The following is a 15,557-nucleotide window of genomic DNA, read 5'->3' as shown; positions in this document are numbered from 1 at the left end:
GAATATGTATGACGCAAACAAGAATTACAGTGATCCCAGGTGATGGTATTGGTCCGGATATTATTGAGTCTGCAATTCAAATTTTAGATAAAGCTGGCTGTAACTTCGCATATGACTTTGCTGATGCTGGTCTTGCTGCTCTACAAACTTCAGGTGAGCTACTACCAAAAGCGACATTAGATTTAATCGAAAAAAATAAAGTAGCATTAAAAGGTCCACTAACAACACCCGTTGGTGCCGGCTTTACTTCTATCAATGTATCATTACGTAAGCACTTCAATTTATACGCGAACTTACGCCCAGTATTATCGTTTAAAGGCACACGTAGCCGCTATGAAAATATTGATATCATTACCGTTCGTGAAAATACACAAGGTATGTACTCAGGTGCAGGTCAAATCCTATCTGATGACGGTAGCGAAGCTGAAGCAAAAAGCATTATTACCCGTGATGGCGCAGAGCGTATTTGTGTTGCTGCGTATGAATTAGCAAAATCAGAAAACCGTAAAAAAGTAACAGCGATCCATAAAGCGAACATCCTTAAAACAACATCAGGTCTGTTCCTTGAAGTCGCTCGTGAAGTGGCAAAACGTTACCCTGAAATCGAATCAGAAGAAATGATCGTTGATGCGGCATGCATGAACTTAGTTATGTACCCTGAACGTTTCGACGTGATTGTGACGACTAACTTATTCGGTGATATCTTATCTGACTTATGCGCAGGTTTAGTGGGCGGTCTGGGGATGGCTCCGGGCGCAAATATCGGTGAAGACACGGCTATCTTTGAAGCGGTACACGGTAGCGCACCTGATATTGCTGGTAAAAATCTAGCGAACCCAACATCTGTGATTTTAGCGGCGATTCAAATGCTAGAATACCTAGAGATGAAAACGCAAGCGGACAACATTCGTAACGCGGTACGTGATGTGATTGAATCTGGCGACAGAACAACACATGACTTAGGTGGTACTCACGGAACAACAGACTTTACCCAAGCTATCTTAGAACGCCTGTAACAGCTTGTGAGTGTAAATGAGTTCGACTTGTAATAAGAATCCTTAATTATTAGCGTTACTCGTTTTATGATTCAGTTACTTAGCATTCGATATGCTGAGTAACTGCTACTCCAATTAATTCCCCCTACTTCTTCATCCTGCAGTCACTCTCATGACCCCTGTAATTGTAATCATATTCTCACCTAGTAATTTATCCATACCGAGCTATAGTTAAGTTTTCATCAGCCGTATTGGTGATATATGGTAACTAACTGCCTCTTTGTTTTACTCTTAATAGGTCTATTAAGTAGATCGAGTTTGGGTGCGGAGAATAACCTAGGGACAGCTTTTTCAACGCCATATTATGCGAGTTATCAACCGCCAAATCAGCCACCTTTTACAGCAGATACCACACCACAATTCGAATTAAAACAACCTTTGCTTGTGGTAAAAAAAAGCAGTAACAAACGTAAACGAACTGCACAACTGCAACTGCTAAATATGTGGGTTGATCCCGATATTACCCGGCTATTTATCCCCAGACTTAAAGACATCGGCCGATTGAGTTTAAATCTGCATTACAGCCTCAAACGTAGTCCATATCTGTTACTCGATTACGAGCGTTTGACGATCAAGACGAAAGTTAAATCTAACGGCATGATACAACACGAGGCTTATTATAATATGGGCATTGAAGGGGCTATCATAGGGATTAGAGTGCGTGGTGAAGATCCACTACTCTACTTTAGATATCGCTTTAAATAAGAATAGGGATAGCTCATAAAGCAAAAAACCATTAAACAGTTCACCGCAGTGATGTTTAATGGCTTTATTGAAGCGTTAACGCAATATTCAGGCGCTATGCCTTATCAACTTACCTTATCAACAAGTTGCTTATTTATCTTCAGGGATGAAGTGTGTCCAAGCAACATGTACAGTCACTTCATCACGATCATGATAAAGGTGTTTAGCTTGAATAACAAAACGGTCATCTAATTGCTTATCTAAAATCTCTAAGCAATCTTCCAGTGTATGGTAACGACGCTTCAATGGTAATTTAAGGTTAAAGATGGCTTCTTTACACCATGCATTCAATAACCACTTACACATTAGACGTGCAACACGTTCAGGTTTCTCAATCATGTCACATACCAGCATGTCTACTGGTGGATTCTCAGGAACCTTAACCTTGTTACCGTTTAATTTACGGTTAGTCCAAGCAATTGTTGTTTTAGCTGGTTCATATTTAAAACCATCTTCTTCAAAATGCTTAACTTGACCTGTTTCCATCAAGCTTTCAGCCATTGCACCGTTATCAATTGCCACAACAAACATACTGCGTTGTACTAACTGATACGTCCAACCACCAGGACAAGCGCCTAAATCAACCGCACGCATAGCACCACCGATACGTCGGTCCCACTGATCTGCTGGAATAAATGTGTGGAATGCCTCTTCCAGCTTTAGCGTCGAACGACTTGGCGCTTTCGATGGGAATTTAAGACGCATAATACCCATAGGTAGTGACGAATTGTTAAAGCTATATGAGTAACCGATATACACACTCACGTTATCAATGAAGAATACGTGCAGCACTGGACGGTTTTTATTTTCTTTTGCTAATAAGTGATCATTTTTACGCAATGATTGACGTAGTGGCACTGTGTATTTACGGCAGAATTTAGATAGCTCTTTACCTTCATTGGTATCAGGCATTTCTACACGTAACTCACCCATGCCTTCAATGCCTTCACAAGCAGCAACCACAGGGTTAACACGGTCGTAAAGTGGCATGTCATCAACACGTGCATGCAGTGCAATCATTTGACGAGCAAAGATCAATGATGAAAGTGGTAATTTTTTCGCTAGTGTATCGACATCGTCAGCAGAGTGACATTCAAACACAACATAACCCGAATTCGGCGTTACTTTAGCAAAACCATACGCCTCCATGGCTGTCGCTCGTGCTTGGATCTCAGCAGCACATTCTTTTTCATAACCAGGACGGCAATATAATAAAACACCATTCATTTTCTAATAACCTCATTTTCATCATCAACATCGCTGACGATATATACTCAGTATAGGTACAATACCGAGATTAAAAATTCATAACATATACACAAACCAGTGCAGCATACTGGGATTTTGAATTGGTTTGCATACAAAAGTCGCACAGTCTAAACCCTTGACGATATAACACCAAGGATTTAGTGAGTTCGTGATGAATTAATTCTCCACAAACGCTTGTTGCTCTACCTCTACCAAGGACATCATCCAATCACGAAATGCCACTATTTTACCAAGTTCATCCTGCTCTTCTCGGCAAACAACGTAATAAGCATTCTTGCTCACTAATACCTCGTTAAAAGGACGAACCAAACGACCGGCATCGATTTCAGGTTGTGCAAGTACACTGTGCCCTAATGCAACACCTTGGCCGTGTACAGCCGCTTGTAATACCATTGATGTGTGACTAAAAATAGGACCTTGGTTAACATTGATATCAGTAATCTTGGTTTGCTTAAACCAAGCAGTCCAATCACGACGTGATGTATCATGTAATAAGGTGTGTAACTTTAAATCACCAGGGGTTTTTAATGGTTTAGGTCCATTCAATAATCGTGGAGAACAAACTGGTACTAAATACTCAGTATGCAGTTTCTGCGCGTGTATATCTTTCCATTTGCCGCGACCATAATAAATCGCCACATCGACATCATCGGTCAGTGAACCATCGTCCATATCAACAGCTTTAATGCGCACATCAATATCAGGATACAGTTCAGAAAATAAAGATAACCGTGGCACTAACCATTGAATAGCAAAACTCGGTTGTAAACTCACCGTCAACGATCCCTTTGCCCCTCTGGCTAATAAACGCTCAGTCGCATCCACTAATGAAGAAAACGTATCTTTAATATCAAGAAAATAACTCTGACCTTCTTCCGTTAAAAATAGCGCGCGGTTTTGACGACGAAATAATTTAATGCCCAGATACTCTTCAAGTGCTTTAATTTGATGGCTAACAGCGGCTTGCGTCACATAAAGTTCTTCAGATGCGCGTGTAAAGCTAGAATGTCTAGCGGCGGCTTCGAAAACACGTAACGAATTTAAAGGCGGAAGTCTACGTGACATAACGGTGTCCAGTTAGATGAGAAAAACTAATGCGAAACATTATAATTTGTCAATTGTCAGATTGCCAGAACATAACTATAGTGCGCGTATGTATATAGGACTTAATACTTATTTTACTTATTCCCGATATTTTCGTTAATTAGTATTATTTATATTAGTTAGTCTTTGTTATGTAATGTTGTGTTTGTTTGCTTAAACTTTTTGGTTTAGGCCTTTAAGTAGAAACTACTTATTTTTAAACCTTTGATAATATTCTTAATACATTTGTATTATCGGTCAAAGGTTGTTTAGCGCTGTATTCTTACAGCGCTTTTTTTATGCCTAAATTAATCGATATCTATCGCAGTAAAGCTCTTCACTACATCATCAATCGCTTTTGCCTGTGTTAAAAAGGCTTCTAACTTAGCAAATGGTAATGCCGATGGTCCATCACAACGCGCTTGTGCTGGGTTTTCATGTGCTTCAATGAATAGACCCGCAATACCAGTCGCTAAACCTGCATAGCTTAACTCAGGCACTTGCTTACGACGGCCACCAGATGCAGCACTACCCGCATCACGCTGTTGCGTTGCATGCGTACTGTCTAAAATGATTGGCGTACCTTGAGTAAGCTCTTTCATTACACCAAATGCTAATGGATCAACAATCAGGTTATCGTAACCATGGCAATGACCACGCTCACAGATAATCACATGCTCATTGCCACATTCGGCGAACTTATCGACGATATTACCCACTTGATGTGGCGACATAAACTGTGGTTTTTTAATATTAATCACAGCACCTGTTGCCGCCATTGCTTGTACTAAATCAGTTTGACGAGCAAGGAAAGCCGGTAATTGGATCACATCAACAACATCTGCAACCGGTTGGCACTGTGCTTCAGTATGAATATCAGTGATGATTGGCACATTGAATTCTTCTTTAACACGTTTAAAGATGTTTAAGCCTTTTTCCATGCCCACACCACGAAAAGAGTGGATACTTGAACGGTTAGCTTTATCAAAAGACGCTTTAAATACAAAAGGGATACCCAGTTTATCAGTTACCGTCTTATACGCTTCTACAGCGCGTAACGTTGACAGTTCGTCTTCTAATACATTGATACCACCAAATAACACAAATGGTAGATCGTTGGCACAAATAATATCATTACCAATTTTTACTATTTTTGCATTCATAATTGTTACCTTAAAGAGTCTATTGCAAATCAATTAATATTAATGAATCGTATCATTGGCGACAGAAAGTTCTTCAACTTGTGCTTTTAATACTCGCGTGATCGGATCATCTGGACACTGCTCAATAAAATAAGCAAAATCTTCGCTCGCTAATTTTTTACAATCAAGTTGTTGCAATAAAAAGCCACGATCACGGATCTCATACGGTTCATCAGGTTCAAGTTCTAAAATTAAATCAATACAACGTAATGCATACGAAAAATGTTCATCACGAATTAACGCTGCTTTTAATACCTGCAATAAGCGCAGATAATGCATTTCATTGTTAACTTCTAACAGATCATCATCGGTTAACAAGGCATGGTTGCCTTCGATACCACGTAACAATACTTGTAATTTATGCTGCGTTAATATTTTACCATCTGCAGGGTCGACATAAACTGCCTCTTTTTCACTCCCAAAGCGCAACACAAATTGCCCCGGAAACAGGATCCCTTTTACATCAACTTCAAAGTGTTCAGCAAAGTATATAAATACAGTGCCAAGTGACAGTGGCACACCATTACGGCTGCTTATCACTTTATGCAATAATACGCTATCAAGCTCTAGCCACTTACGCCAATTACCTGCAAAACCCAATTGCTGATAAAACAAATATAATAACTGATCACGTTTTTCAATTTCACAAGTAAAGCCTTGCATATCCACTTCGATAAGCTCAATGAGCCCATCTAATTCGATAATAGCTTCTTCGAGTAACGGTTTTTCCGTTATCATTTCGATGGCAGATAGTGTCGCAAGCATGACGTTATCAATCATTAACACTTCTTCCGCGAGCTCATCATCGTACTCGCCAAGTTCTTCACTATCGATATCGTTATTATCTAGCGATTCTAGTTGTTCTGTTTCTGTCGATTCTGTTTCTGTCAGCGCTTCATTTGCATCAAATTCCATAACTACCTCAGCAAATATGCTTCGCCGTTAACGGCGAGTGAATAGACATAAAATAACCAACCAATACTACCTGCAAATGCAAAACAGCGGAAAAATAAATTCTTACCTTGCTGTAATGACATAAACATCATAAAAGTGATGGCCAGTGTTGATATTAATTTTTCGGTCATCACCGTATCTGCAAACGGCGCTCGTCCCGACACCATACACACTAAGGCAATCATCATCACTGTGATCATATCGATTACTTTACGTGATTTAAGAAAACCAGCATGTTCAAGATACGGTGATTGCTTCACTGTGAAGGCAAAATTTATAAAATACATCGCGATACTTAATAACAGTGTTGCGATGTGTAGCGGGAGAACAATATCCATAATTAGATTTCTTTCCGTTGTCCGACAGTAATACGATCGTTATTACCATAATCTTTATAAGTAATAACCTGGTGGTAATCCGCAGCGATAAATAAATCCCGTACCGCAGTACCTTGTTCAAAGCCATGTTCGACGAGTAACCAACCACCCGCATTTAAGAATGCATAACCGTGGCTAATTATATGCTTGAGATCAGCAAAACCATCTTCGTCAGCGACTAATGCCGTTAACGGCTCAAAGCGCACATCACCCATCGCCAGATGAGGATCATGTTCTTCGATATAAGGCGGGTTACTGACTATCACATCAAAGCGTTGCTCGGATTGCAAAGGTTCAAACCAGCTACCTTGCAACACTTCGACATCAAGACCACAGCGCTTGGTATTGCGTCGTGCTAATGCTGCAGCACCTGGATTATACTCAATAGCGGTAACCGTAGCCTGCGGAGATTCCGATGCAAGGGCCAATGCGATTGCACCAGTACCTGTGCCCAAATCTAGTACTTGGCAAGTTTGCGTCGGCATACAAGCAAGCGCTTGTTCGACTAATACTTCCGTATCCGGTCTGGGGATTAAGGTATCAGCAGAGACCTCTAGTTCTAATGACCAAAATTCACGGTAACCAAGAATATGCGCGACGGGCTCACCAGCCTGACGGCGAGTAATAAGTGCAGAGAAACGGCTGATAATGTCATCATCGAGTACTTTATCATCCCAAGCGAAAAGATAACTGCGATCTTTTTCTAATAGGAAACAAAGAATGACTTCAGCATCAAGTTTTGGGCTTTCACTGTCAGTGAGCTGCTTGACAGCCCACTGCAGTATTTGTGCAATTGTTTTCACAGTACGCAATATACCTAGTCTGCTTCAGCAAGTGCCGCTAACAGATCAGCTTGATGTTCTTGAATAATAGGTTGGATCAATACATCTAATTCACCTTCCATCACTTCATTTAGACGGTAAAGCGTTAAGTTGATGCGGTGATCACTCACACGGCCTTGCGGATAGTTATAAGTACGAATACGTTCAGAACGATCGCCACTTGCTACCAAACTACGACGAGTACTTTCTTCTTCAAGACGCACAACTTCATCTGCAGCAGCTTGAATTCGCGCTTGTAGAATAGACATCGCACGCGCACGGTTTTTATGCTGCGAACGTTCATCTTGGCACTCAACCACAGTACCCGTTGGGATGTGGGTAATACGGATCGCTGAATCAGTTTTATTTACGTGCTGACCACCCGCGCCAGATGCACGGAAAGTATCAACTTTAAGGTCCGCTGTATTAATGCTAATCGCTTCAGACTCAGGTACTTCAGGCATAACCACAACTGTACAAGCAGATGTATGGATACGACCTTGTGATTCCGTTTCTGGTACACGTTGTACACGGTGACCACCTGATTCAAACTTCATCGTGCCGAATACAGCTTCACCTTCCATCTTAACGATAACTTCTTTGTAACCGCCTTGATCACTATCACTTAGGTTCATGATAGATAAGCGCCAGCCTTTTTTCTCAGCATAACGGCTATACATACGGTACAAATCACCTGCAAAGATTGCCGCTTCATCACCACCAGCACCAGCACGGATCTCTAAGAAACAGTTATTACTGTCATTTGGATCACGTGGTAACAATAAAACCTCTAACTCGTCACTAATACGGGCTACAGTCGCTTTGCTTTCTTTATATTCTTCAACAGCCATTTCACGCATATCAGGATCATCATCCTTGAGCATTTCTTCTGCAGATTCGAAATCTTCTTTTGCTTCTTGATATTCTTTAAAGCAAGAAACTAACTCTTCTAATTGCGCGTATTCTTTAGTTAAGGCACGGTAACGGTCCTGATCACTGATGATCGTTGGTTCACCTAGTAGTGCTTGAACTTCTTCGTGACGTTCGATTAAGGCTTCTAATTTTGTAATGATCGATGCTTTCATCTTTACTCTCGTATTACCGTTAAATAGATTGCAGAAGTCTGACATAGGCTGCTTCAGCAACTGAATATGAATTATTTCTTTGTTGTGATCGGCAAGGATACCTATATGTAAGGAAATAGTCGATTGCTTTCCGAATATTTACCTTGGATATAGTGAATATATGCTCAAAAAATTGAAATAGCATGAGCTGTTGTTAACCGATAAGAAAAATTAGCAACAACAGCTTATTTTGAAGACGTGACTATAACTCTAAACCAACAACACGACGGACTAATAATAGCTCGTCATCTTGGTTACGCTTACCAGCACTCACCAGCGCTTGGGTCGGTGCGTGGATGAGCTTATTGGTTAACTTATTCGCCAGCTCAGTCAGTACACGCTCGCCGTCAGTCCCATTTTGCATTGCCAAGATTGCGCGTTGGAGTAATATTTCTTTTTCTGCCATTGCTGCGGTGCGGTATTCTTTAATCGAATCGACACTGGATAATGACGCGATCCATTCTGAAAACAGCTGTGTTTCTTCCGTTATTATATGTTCGGCTTGTTGCGCCGCGTCTTGGCGGGCTTCTTTATTCTGCTCAATGATACCTTGTAGATCATCGACGGTATAAAGATAAGCATTACCTAACTCACCCACCTCTTCTTCAATATCCCGTGGTACGGCAATATCAACCAAGAAAATCGGTTTTTGCTTACGTTGTTTTAGCGCACTCTCAATCATTCCTTTACCAATAATCGGTAAAGGACTGGCTGTTGAGCTAATAACAATATCAGCATTGTGCAAATGCTGTGGAATTTCTTCTAGTGTGAAGGTGGTTGCACCAAACTTTTCACCTAATATTTGCGCACGTGAGACCGTTCGGTTAGCAACCATCATCTCTTTCACATTTTGTTCTGCGAGATGCGTAGCAACCAAATCAATCGTCTCACCGGCACCAATCAACAATACACGGGTTTTCGATAAATCATCAAAGATATGCTTGCTAAGACTTACCGCTGCAAAAGCAACAGAGACGGCATTGGCACCAATTTCTGTTTCAGTGCGCACTCGTTTAGCGGCAGTGAAAGTTTTCTGAAATAACTTATCGAGTACTTGAGAAACACTGTTCAGCTGTTTAGCTTTGGCAAAGGCTTGTTTTATCTGCCCTAAGATTTGGGGTTCACCTAATACTAGTGAATCTAAACCACCCGCAACACGCATCAAATGATGCACAGCGTCGGCATCATAATGACGGTAAGTACAAGTCGCCAATTCATCAGCTGCGACATGGTGGAAATCAACTAACCACTGCGTAACACGTTCAGGTAAGCCTTGCTCAATTTTGCAATAAATTTCAGTGCGATTACAAGTTGAAACGATCACCGCTTCAGACGCTACGCCATCAGCGATGATACTGGTAAAGGCTGCGTCAATATTGTCAGGTGAAAAAGCAACCTTTTCACGCAGTGATACAGGTGCCGTATTATGATTTATACCAAGTGCTAACAGAGTCATGTATTACTTACAGTGAATAATTGTAAAATGAATAGGAGGGCTATTCTACGCAAAAAGTATGAATTTTTAAAGTGACAAAACCATGCATATCTGTTTTTATAAGTCCATGCTTGCTCTTTATCATCATTACTTTATTTTTTTGAGTATCTTATGACATTTCAGCGTTCAATTTACGTTATCATTATCAGCATGTTGTTATCTGCTTGTAGTAGCAAGACACAATTGCCTCCCCCCGTTGGTAGTCCGCCGCAATTATGGCAACAGCATCAAGCACAATTGCAATCAATAAACAGTTGGCAACTGCAGGGGCAAATAGCCTTTATCACGCCAGACGACCGTAATTCAGCGACTTTAAACTGGCAGCAATTAGCCCAAGACTTTAATATTAATTTAACAGGTCCCTTTGGTATTCACGTGCTCACGATCAAGCGCAGCGATAACATTTCAACCCTTATTCTCGATGATGATCGCCAATACCAAGGTCGAAATACCCAAACTTTAATTAATCAGCTCAGTCCGATCCCAATCCCAGTCGATGAATTACGCGCTTGGATCATCGGCGATCCGTTAACTGACGACGTCCAACTCGACAATTACGGCCGTGTGACCCAGGCGAATCATCCACTCGGATGGCACATCAGTTATACTAGCTATCAATTAGTCGATACTATTTGGTTACCGAAAAATATCGTCATTAAACAAGACGACATGCGTATCAAAATCACCACTCGAAACTGGAAATTAAATGCAAAATAATATTAGCCATTGGTCAGCGCCTGCAAAGCTCAACCTTTTTCTATACATCAATGGTCGTCGCGATGATGGTTACCATGAACTACAAACTTTATTCCAGTTTATTAATATAGGTGACGATTTAGCTATCAGCCCCAATCACACTAACAACATCACCATTACACCCGCCATACCAGGTGTCGCACTGACCGACAATATTATTTACCAAGCAGCAATGGCATTGAAAACGCATTCCTCATTACCGCTAGGAGCCGATATTACCTTAACCAAAAACCTACCTATGGGGGGCGGGTTAGGTGGTGGTTCTTCGGATGCTGCAACAACACTCGTCGCACTCAATCAGCTTTGGCAATTACACCTCAGTGAAGAGCAACTTGCTGAGATTGGCGTTACATTAGGAGCTGATGTACCCGTGTTTGTTCGTGGTCATGCTGCCTTTGCTGAAGGTATTGGCGAACAGCTTACCCCGATAGAGGTGGATGAAAACTATTATCTTATTGCCATACCTGACACGCAGGTCAACACCGCAAAATTATTTTCCGATCCAGAGTTAATCCGCGACACCCCAAAACGCCCGCTGAATCAGTTGTTACGAGACGAATGGAAAAATGACTTTGAACCAACTGTAAAAAAACGTCATCCCGAGGTTGCAAAAGCATTAGAGTGGTTGCTAAAATATGCGCCATCTCGACTGACAGGTTCCGGTTGCTGTGTTTTCTCTGAATTTAAAACTAAGTCTGACGCATTAGCCGTATTAGCTAAGGCGCCTACAAACATGCAAATTTATCTTGCGAAGGGCTTAAATAAATCGCCACTATTGCATGACTTAGAAAGACAAATTTAGATTTAAATTTTAGTTCAGTACCGAACATATGTTAAATAAGTTGTTACCAAATTCTAAGAGATTAATGCTGGGGATCTCTACTAAGCAGTTCGCTGTTTAGGAGTATAATTATATCCCAGCCAAATACATCGATTACCTGAGGTTACACCGTGCCCGACATGAAACTCTTTGCTGGTAACGCTACACCAGAACTAGCTCAAAAAGTTGCTGAACGTTTATTTATTCAACTTGGTAAAGCCAAAGTTGGCCGCTTTAGCGATGGCGAAATTAGCGTTGAAATTGAAGAAAATGTACGTGGTGGAGATATCTTCATCCTCCAATCTACTTGTTCGCCAACAAACGACAACCTAATGGAACTGATCGTTATGGTTGATGCAATGCGTCGTGCATCTGCAGGTCGTATTACTGCTGTAATCCCTTACTTTGGTTATGCTCGTCAGGATCGTCGTGTACGCTCTTCTCGTGTGCCAATTACAGCAAAAGTTGTAGCTGATTTCCTTTCAAGTGTTGGTGTTGACCGTGTATTAACGGTTGATCTACACGCTGAACAAATCCAGGGCTTCTTCGATGTGCCTGTTGATAATGTATTTGGTACGCCAGTATTATTAGAAGACATGCAAGAAAAGAATCTTGAAAACCCAGTGATCGTATCTCCAGATATCGGTGGTGTAGTACGTGCACGTGCTAACGCTAAATTACTTGACGAAGCTGACCTTGCGATTATCGACAAACGTCGTCCAAAAGCAAACGTAGCACAAGTAATGCACATTATTGGTGACGTTAAAGACCGTGATTGTATCCTAGTTGATGACATGATCGATACTGGCGGTACTTTATGTGCAGCAGCTGTAGCACTGAAGAAGAATGGCGCGAAACGTGTATTTGCTTACGCGACTCACCCAGTATTCTCAGGTAACGCAGTAGAAAATCTACGTGATTCTTGCATTGATGAGATCATCGTAACGGATTCAATCCCACTGTCTCCTGAAGTTGCAGCACTACCAAACGTACGCGTATTAAGCTTAAGCCCTATGCTTGCTGAATCAATTCGTCGCGTTAGCAACGAAGAATCAATTTCTGCAATGTTTAAATCTTAATTAATTCCATAATTAAGATTTAACAACGCACGAATAACCGAGTCAGGATAAACCTGGCTCGGTTTTTTCATTTTATAACGTCCAAAAATAACCGCAAAACCCCTCACAACAGACCTTTGGCCCATACGCCAGTTGAGGTTTACCCTGACACAGGGTAAAATAGCGCGTTTTTTATTCAATGAGTAAGTGAGCAACAGTCTCGAACACTCATTAAGCCATCATTACAGCAATTATAGGTATACCATGAGCAACGACATTCGTTTAATTGTCGGCCTGGCTAATCCAGGACAAGAATACAGCCGCACTCGTCACAATGCCGGTGCCTGGTTTATTAACGAATTAGCAAAATGGCATAATACGCAGTTACGTGAAGAATCTAAGTATTTTGGTTATACAGCCCGTATCAATGTAGCTGGCAAAGATGTTCGCTTGCTAGTACCGACGACGTTCATGAATTTAAGCGGTAAATCTGTTGCGGCGATCGCCAAGTTTTACCAGATTGATGTGACCGAGATTTTAGTCGTTCATGATGAATTAGACTTACCACCCGGCGTCGCTAAATTTAAACAAGGCGGCAGCCACGGTGGTCATAATGGTCTGAAAGACATTATTAGTAGAATGGCAAATAGCAAAGAATTTTTCCGTTTACGTATAGGCATAGGTCATCCCGGTAGCAAAGAAAAAGTAACCGGTTATGTACTTGGTAAAGCACAAAAGATAGAACAAGAACAAATGGATGCAGCCGTTGATGAAGCAGTGCGCTGTATTGATATTTTAGCTAAAGACGGTATGGTCAAAGCGATGAGTCGTTTACATACGTTTAAAGCGCAATAATTAATAAAAAATCATTAAACACATACAGATAAATCATTAACTGTGTGAACCAATTTTAGTACATAGCAAATAAGGTAAAAATCATGGGTTTTAAATGCGGTATCGTAGGCTTACCAAACGTAGGTAAATCAACACTATTTAATGCACTAACACAAGCTGGTATCGAAGCTGCCAACTTCCCGTTCTGCACAATCGAACCGAATACTGGTGTTGTTCCAGTGCCAGATAAGCGTTTAGATGCACTATCTGCAATTGTAAACCCTGAGCGTGTATTACCAACTACAATGGAATTTGTTGATATTGCAGGCTTAGTAGCTGGCGCATCGAAAGGTGAAGGCCTAGGTAACAAATTCCTAGCTAATATCCGTGAAACAGACGCAATTGGCCACGTGGTACGTTGTTTTGAAGATGACAACATCATCCACGTGAACAACAAGATTTCACCACTAGATGACATCGAAATCATCAACACTGAACTTGCACTAGCCGATCTAGACAGCTGTGAACGCGCATTATTGCGTTTAGCTAAAAAAGCCAAAGGCGGCGATAAAGACGCTAAATTTGAAGTGCCTGTAGTTGAAAAGATCATGGCTCACCTTGCTGAAGGCGAAATGATCCGTTCTTTAGAATTATCTAAAGAAGAAGTTGCAGCGATTGAATACATGAACTTCTTAACGCTAAAACCAACAATGTATATTGCAAACGTTGCTGAAGATGGCTTTGAAGATAACGCACATTTAGATTCAGTACGTGCACTTGCAGCAACAGAAAATGCTGTTGTAGTAGCTATCTGTGCGTCAATGGAAGCAGACATTGCTGAACTTGAAGATGAAGAGCGTGCAGAATTCATGGAAGACATGGGTATCGAAGAACCTGGTCTTAACCGTGTAATTCGTGCAGGTTACGAACTACTAACACTGCAAACTTATTTCACTGCTGGTGTTAAAGAAGTGCGAGCATGGACTATCCCTGTAAACGCAACAGCGCCACAAGCTGCAGGTAAGATCCACACCGACTTCGAAAAAGGCTTTATTCGTGCAGAAGTTGTTCCTTACGCTGCGTTCATCGAGAACAAAGGTGAAGCAGGCGCTAAGACTGCAGGTCAATGGCGTCTAGAAGGTAAAGATTACATCGTTAAAGATGGTGATGTTGTACATTTCCGTTTCAACGTATAATTGAGTTTAAGTTAATAGCCTAAATTAATAGACTGGAATTAAGCTATTTACGCTCAAGTAGTCGCTTTACGCTAAAGTAAGCACAATAAAACGCTGGCAATTGCCGGCGTTTGTTGTTTCTAGGCGACCTCAATTGAGTCAATGTAAATAAAACCACGTGATATCAATTTAACTAGCAAATAATCATGAAACGAGCCTGTTTCAGTACGATGAATAAAAGCAGGCCACGGCAGCTTTAAATGATCAACGATTGCAGTTTTAATACAAATAGCATAGAGTGACAACAGGATTCGTACAGAATTTCAACAGGCGCAGATAAAAATGTTTTTTAACTAAAAAATAGTTGACGAACTTCGCTGTAATTAGCATAATGCGCCCCGTTCCAACGAAACAAGCAATTGCTAGTCGGAATGAGATTTAAGATGGCCATGTAGCTCAGCTGGTTAGAGCACAGCATTCATAATGCTGGGGTCACAGGTTCAAGTCCCGTCATGGCCACCATCTTAATTCTAATTGTAGGGATATCGCCAAGCGGTAAGGCACCGGGTTTTGATCTCGGGATTCTGAGGTTCAAATCCTCATATCCCTGCCATTATATAAATGATTGGCTACTTGTAGCGAGTTGTTAAATTTATAAACACTGTTACTCATTAATTTGTCTGACACTACCAAGTTTATAAATATAAAGAATATTGTGCGGAAGTGGCGGAATTGGTAGACGCGCTAGATTTAGGTTCTAGTATCGCAAGGTGTGAGAGTTCAAGTCTCT

The 15,557-nt window shown here is 41.1% G+C and carries 15 protein-coding genes and 2 tRNA genes; 9 read left to right on the top strand and 8 right to left on the bottom strand.

Annotated features, from left to right (window positions below; genetic code table 11):
* The first annotated feature begins 8 nt into the window (after nt 1–8).
* Both JFU56_RS20250 and JFU56_RS20245 read left to right on the top strand, forming a co-directional pair.
* On the top strand, nt 9–1,016 hold the full coding sequence (locus tag JFU56_RS20250; RefSeq protein WP_198439061.1) for an isocitrate dehydrogenase: 1,008 nt from the start codon (nt 9–11) through the stop codon (nt 1,014–1,016).
* 240 nt (nt 1,017–1,256) lie between these two features.
* Nucleotides 1,257–1,760, top strand: a complete 504-nt coding sequence (locus JFU56_RS20245; RefSeq protein ID WP_198439060.1) for a hypothetical protein — start codon at nt 1,257–1,259, stop codon at nt 1,758–1,760.
* A 129-nt stretch (nt 1,761–1,889) separates the two neighbouring features.
* On the opposite strand, the gene rlmM is transcribed toward JFU56_RS20245, so the two are convergent.
* The 8 genes from rlmM to hemA all read right to left on the bottom strand — a co-directional run bounded on the left by rlmM (nt 1,890) and on the right by hemA (nt 10,085).
* Nucleotides 1,890–3,026, bottom strand: coding sequence for a 23S rRNA (cytidine(2498)-2'-O)-methyltransferase RlmM (rlmM, locus tag JFU56_RS20240; RefSeq protein WP_198439059.1), 1,137 nt, complete (start codon nt 3,024–3,026; stop codon nt 1,890–1,892).
* A gap of 198 nt (nt 3,027–3,224) precedes the next feature.
* Nucleotides 3,225–4,133, bottom strand: a complete 909-nt coding sequence (locus JFU56_RS20235) for a transcriptional regulator GcvA (protein ID WP_198439058.1) — start codon at nt 4,131–4,133, stop codon at nt 3,225–3,227.
* A gap of 326 nt (nt 4,134–4,459) precedes the next feature.
* Nucleotides 4,460–5,314 carry a 3-deoxy-8-phosphooctulonate synthase gene (gene kdsA / locus JFU56_RS20230; RefSeq protein WP_198439057.1) on the bottom strand — a complete coding sequence of 285 codons (855 nt, stop codon included), beginning with the start codon at nt 5,312–5,314 and terminating at the stop codon, nt 4,460–4,462.
* A gap of 39 nt (nt 5,315–5,353) precedes the next feature.
* The gene (locus JFU56_RS20225; protein WP_198439056.1) at nt 5,354–6,268 is read right to left on the bottom strand and encodes a SirB1 family protein; all 915 of its coding nucleotides are present in this window, start codon (nt 6,266–6,268) and stop codon (nt 5,354–5,356) included.
* A 2-nt stretch (nt 6,269–6,270) separates the two neighbouring features.
* Nucleotides 6,271–6,645 carry a SirB2 family protein gene (locus JFU56_RS20220; protein ID WP_198439055.1) on the bottom strand — a complete coding sequence of 125 codons (375 nt, stop codon included), beginning with the start codon at nt 6,643–6,645 and terminating at the stop codon, nt 6,271–6,273.
* A 2-nt stretch (nt 6,646–6,647) separates the two neighbouring features.
* On the bottom strand, nt 6,648–7,487 hold the full coding sequence (prmC, locus tag JFU56_RS20215; RefSeq protein ID WP_198439054.1) for a peptide chain release factor N(5)-glutamine methyltransferase: 840 nt from the start codon (nt 7,485–7,487) through the stop codon (nt 6,648–6,650).
* A 14-nt stretch (nt 7,488–7,501) separates the two neighbouring features.
* A complete protein-coding gene (gene prfA, locus JFU56_RS20210; protein ID WP_198439053.1) occupies nt 7,502–8,590 on the bottom strand; it encodes a peptide chain release factor 1 in 1,089 nt (362 codons plus the stop codon).
* 241 nt (nt 8,591–8,831) lie between these two features.
* Nucleotides 8,832–10,085 (bottom strand): glutamyl-tRNA reductase, encoded by a 1,254-nt coding sequence (gene hemA / locus JFU56_RS20205; RefSeq protein ID WP_198439052.1) that lies wholly within the window; start codon nt 10,083–10,085, stop codon nt 8,832–8,834.
* 150 nt (nt 10,086–10,235) lie between these two features.
* Here hemA and lolB point away from each other — a divergent pair, with 150 nt between their 5' ends.
* From lolB to JFU56_RS20170, 7 genes are all read left to right on the top strand, one after another.
* Nucleotides 10,236–10,841 carry a lipoprotein insertase outer membrane protein LolB gene (gene lolB, locus JFU56_RS20200; protein WP_198439051.1) on the top strand — a complete coding sequence of 202 codons (606 nt, stop codon included), beginning with the start codon at nt 10,236–10,238 and terminating at the stop codon, nt 10,839–10,841.
* On the top strand, nt 10,831–11,682 hold the full coding sequence (gene ispE / locus JFU56_RS20195; protein WP_198439050.1) for a 4-(cytidine 5'-diphospho)-2-C-methyl-D-erythritol kinase: 852 nt from the start codon (nt 10,831–10,833) through the stop codon (nt 11,680–11,682). The genes lolB and ispE overlap by 11 nt, the downstream gene beginning before the upstream one ends.
* 149 nt (nt 11,683–11,831) lie before the next feature.
* A complete protein-coding gene (locus JFU56_RS20190; RefSeq protein ID WP_198439049.1) occupies nt 11,832–12,779 on the top strand; it encodes a ribose-phosphate pyrophosphokinase in 948 nt (315 codons plus the stop codon).
* Between the two features lie 243 nt (nt 12,780–13,022).
* Nucleotides 13,023–13,613, top strand: a complete 591-nt coding sequence (pth, locus tag JFU56_RS20185; protein ID WP_019442048.1) for an aminoacyl-tRNA hydrolase — start codon at nt 13,023–13,025, stop codon at nt 13,611–13,613.
* A gap of 83 nt (nt 13,614–13,696) precedes the next feature.
* A complete protein-coding gene (ychF, locus tag JFU56_RS20180) occupies nt 13,697–14,788 on the top strand; it encodes a redox-regulated ATPase YchF (protein ID WP_198439048.1) in 1,092 nt (363 codons plus the stop codon).
* A 424-nt stretch (nt 14,789–15,212) separates the two neighbouring features.
* Nucleotides 15,213–15,289, top strand: a tRNA-Met gene (locus JFU56_RS20175).
* 16 nt (nt 15,290–15,305) lie between these two features.
* Nucleotides 15,306–15,380: transfer RNA gene (locus JFU56_RS20170), tRNA-Gln, on the top strand.
* The last annotated feature ends 177 nt before the right edge of the window (nt 15,381–15,557 follow it).

The sequence above is a fragment of the Moritella sp. F3 genome, from assembly GCF_015082335.1.
Lineage (GTDB): Bacteria > Pseudomonadota > Gammaproteobacteria > Enterobacterales > Moritellaceae > Moritella.
The sequence above is the reverse complement of the archived record's forward strand: the minus strand, read 5'-3'. Positions and strand labels throughout refer to the sequence as shown.

Bases quoted from the DNA above. Each gene is read 5' to 3' on its own strand.
- JFU56_RS20250 (WP_198439061.1), top strand. From the start codon at position 9: ATGACGCAAACAAGAATTACAGTGATCCCAGGTGATGGTATTGGTCCG.
- JFU56_RS20245 (WP_198439060.1), top strand. From the start codon at position 1,257: ATGGTAACTAACTGCCTCTTTGTTTTACTCTTAATAGGTCTATTAAGT.
- rlmM (WP_198439059.1), bottom strand. From the start codon at position 3,026: ATGAATGGTGTTTTATTATATTGCCGTCCTGGTTATGAAAAAGAATGT.
- JFU56_RS20235 (WP_198439058.1), bottom strand. From the start codon at position 4,133: ATGTCACGTAGACTTCCGCCTTTAAATTCGTTACGTGTTTTCGAAGCC.
- kdsA (WP_198439057.1), bottom strand. From the start codon at position 5,314: ATGAATGCAAAAATAGTAAAAATTGGTAATGATATTATTTGTGCCAAC.
- JFU56_RS20225 (WP_198439056.1), bottom strand. From the start codon at position 6,268: ATGGAATTTGATGCAAATGAAGCGCTGACAGAAACAGAATCGACAGAA.
- JFU56_RS20220 (WP_198439055.1), bottom strand. From the start codon at position 6,645: ATGGATATTGTTCTCCCGCTACACATCGCAACACTGTTATTAAGTATC.
- prfA (WP_198439053.1), bottom strand. From the start codon at position 8,590: ATGAAAGCATCGATCATTACAAAATTAGAAGCCTTAATCGAACGTCAC.
- hemA (WP_198439052.1), bottom strand. From the start codon at position 10,085: ATGACTCTGTTAGCACTTGGTATAAATCATAATACGGCACCTGTATCA.
- lolB (WP_198439051.1), top strand. From the start codon at position 10,236: ATGACATTTCAGCGTTCAATTTACGTTATCATTATCAGCATGTTGTTA.
- ispE (WP_198439050.1), top strand. From the start codon at position 10,831: ATGCAAAATAATATTAGCCATTGGTCAGCGCCTGCAAAGCTCAACCTT.
- pth (WP_019442048.1), top strand. From the start codon at position 13,023: ATGAGCAACGACATTCGTTTAATTGTCGGCCTGGCTAATCCAGGACAA.
- ychF (WP_198439048.1), top strand. From the start codon at position 13,697: ATGGGTTTTAAATGCGGTATCGTAGGCTTACCAAACGTAGGTAAATCA.